Source organism: Pseudomonas meliae (assembly GCF_001400515.1).
GTDB classification, from domain to species: Bacteria; Pseudomonadota; Gammaproteobacteria; order Pseudomonadales; family Pseudomonadaceae; genus Aquipseudomonas; species Aquipseudomonas amygdali.
Map to the genome: position 1 here is coordinate 1 of NZ_LJQT01000071.1, position 3,154 is coordinate 3,154.

1 protein-coding gene is annotated in these 3,154 nt (G+C 55.7%); it reads left to right on the forward strand.

The features are described from left to right. Positions 1-75: 75 nt before the first annotated feature. Positions 76-3,105 carry a Tn3 family transposase gene (locus ALO64_RS03055; RefSeq protein ID WP_054991657.1) on the forward strand — a complete coding sequence of 1,010 codons (3,030 nt, stop codon included), beginning with the start codon at positions 76-78 and terminating at the stop codon, positions 3,103-3,105. Positions 3,106-3,154 lie beyond the last annotated feature (49 nt).

Genomic DNA, 3,154 nt, shown 5'->3' on the forward strand with positions numbered 1-3,154 from the left:
TGTATGCAGCTCTGCAATCCACCCGCACAGTCGATTTCTTAAAACGACAACAACCTCAAGCGTAGCGCCCCAGAAATGACCTCCAAAAGCGAACGGTTGAACGTCCTATCGGATGCCGAACAAGAGGCTCTGTACGGTATGCCTAACTTCGATGACAGCCAACAGCTGGAATACCTCGCGCTATCAGAGACCGAACTGGCACTGGCCTCCAGTCGCTTCGGCCTAAATGCTCAGGTGCATTGCATTCTGCAAATCGGTTATTTCAAGGCCAAGCGCGCTTTCTTTGTCTTTGACTGGGACGAGGTGGTCGATGACTGCACCTTCGTCATCAGTCGGTATTTCCAAGGCCAGTCGGTGGAGCTACTGGCCATCTCCAAGCATGAGCGCTATGCCCAGCGTGGCGGTATCACGGCGCTGTTTGACTATCAGCCATGGTCTTTGACCTGCTTGCCTTGGCTGGCATCGCGGGCCGCACAACTGGTGCGACGCGATGTAACGCCCAGCTTTGTGGCTTTAGAGCTTGTGGTCGCGCTAGGTGAACGCAAGATCATCCGGCCGGGTTACACCACCTTGCAGGAGATTGTCAGTAAGGCACTGAGTGATGAACGCCTTCGCCTGGGCAGCTTGCTCGAGGGGCTGCTGGACGAACCCCTCAAGGCAATATTGTCGCAGTTGCTGGTGTACGAAGATACCCTCTCCGATTTGGCCGTGCTCAAGCAAGATGCTAAAAATTTTGGCCATCGACATATGAGCCGCGAGCGCGAAAAGCGCGCGACGCTGGCACCGCTGCACCACGCCGCCAAGGAAATACTACCCCGCCTGGAAATCTCCCGGCAAAACCTGCTGTACTACGCCAGCCTGGTGAACTACTACACGGTATTTGACCTGCGCCGTCTCAAGCCTGCACAAGCACGCCTGTACCTGCTGTGTTTCGCCTGGCTGCGTTACCGGCAATTCACCGACAATCTGGTGGCCGCAATGAATCACCTCGTGCGTCACTATGAAGCTGAAACCAAGGTGCATGCACAGAAGCGTATTTTGCATGAGCAGGTGGTGCAATCGCGCAATAACCGTAAAGTCGGGCGGCTGCTCCTGTTGTACGTAGACGACCAGGTGGCTGACAGTGAGCTGTTTGGCACCGTGCGCCGTCGTGCCTGGCAGATCATGGGCAAGGACGAAGTGCTAGCAGTAGGCCAACACATGAGCACCAAACAGCTCAGCTCCCTGGCGCTACGCTGGGAAGCTATCGACAAACTGAGCGTGCGGGTGCGCCTGAACCTGCGACCGATCTTTGCTAGCGTGGACTTCTGCGGGGCGGAACCGGATAACCCCTGGCTGCAAGCGCTGGAGTGGATCAAAACAGTGTTTGCGCATCAGCAACGACCATCGCAGCGCCCATTGTCCGAGTGTCCAGCCAATACCTTGCCAGTGCGCTTGCGCTCCTTCCTGCTGGACAGTGACGACGCTGGCAACCGTGTAGCTCTTAACGACGCACGATATGAGTTCTGGCTGTACCATGAGATAGCCAAACGTCTACGCACCGGCGATATCTATATAGATGACAGCTTGCAACACCGCCAACTGGCCGACGAGCTGGTGCCACTGGCCGAATACGCGCCACTGCTGGCAAAAATGGACGCGAACATTGCCTGGTTGCGTCAACCCGTCAGCACGCGCCTGGAAGCGTTGGCCGAGCAATTACGACAACAGTGGCATTCCTTCAACTCGGAACTACGCCGGGGGACGCTGCCACACCTGACGTTCGACACTGCGCGTAAACGCTTGATATGGCGCCAACCCAAAGCTAATAAAGGGGCCGACCAATCCGAAGCCTTTTACGGGCGTTTGCCGCTGACCGACGTGGCCGACGTGTTGCGCTTCGTGGATGGTCAATGCCAGTTCCTGTCGGCATTGACGCCACTGCAACCGCGCTATGCCAAGCAGAGCACCCAGGCCAACAGCTTGCTGGCCGTAATCACTGCCATAGCCATGAACCACGGCATGTTCACCATGGCGCGCACCAGTGACATTCCCTATCAGGTGCTGGAGACGGCCTACAAGCAGTACTTGCGACAATCGACGTTGCAAGCAGCCAATGACTGTATTAGCAACGCCATCGCCAAGCTGCCGATCTTCGAGCATTTCTCATTCGACCTGGAAATGCTCTACGGTAGCGTGGATGGGCAGAAGTTCAGCATGGAGCGTCCCACTATCCAAGCACGGCATTCGCGCAAATACTTTGCCCGTGGCAAGGGCGTGGTGGCCTACACAATGCTGTGCAACCATGTGCCGCTACAAGGCTGGGTAATTGGCGCGCATGAATATGAGGCCCATCATGCCTTTGACGTGTGGTACCGCAATACCTCGAACATCGTGCCGAGAATGATCACCGGCGATATGCACAGCATCAACAAGGCCAACTTTGCCATTTTCGACTGGTTCGGCGGGGTATTTGCACCGCGTTTTACCGACGCCAACGCTCAACTTAAGGAGTTGTACTGTGTCGATGATCTGGCTCTTTATGAAAAATACCTCGTAAAACCAGTGGGTCAGATCGCCCTGCAAGCCATTGAAAGCGAAAAAGAGGGCATTGACCAGATCGTGGCCACACTGGCATTGAAAGACATGACGCAAGCGACGCTTATCCGCAAGATATGCACCTACAGCACGTCCAATCCCACGCGGCGTGCGGTCTTCGAGTACGACAAGCTCATCCGCAGTATTTACACATTACGCTACCTACGCGACCCACAGTTGCAGCGCAACGTGCATCGCTCGCAAAACCGCATTGAGTCATACCACCAGTTGCGTGCAGCCATTGCCCAGGTTGGCGGCAAAAAGGAACTGACGGGGCAGACGGACCTAGGGTTAGAAATCAGCAACCAGTGCGCCCGACTGGTTGCCAACGCCATCATCTACTACAATGCGGCCATCCTTTCACGGCTACTGGAGCGCTGCCAGGGTAAAGCCAAGGCGCTGGCACTCATCAAGTCAACATCACCGGTGGCCTGGCAGCACCTACTATTGGGCGGACATTACACCTTCGAGGATGGTGGCAAAATGCTGGATTTGGATACTTTGCTAGAGGGTGTGGATTGGGGGTGACGGAAATTTCGGCGGTTTGTGATTAGAACCCCGCATTGGACGAACTGCT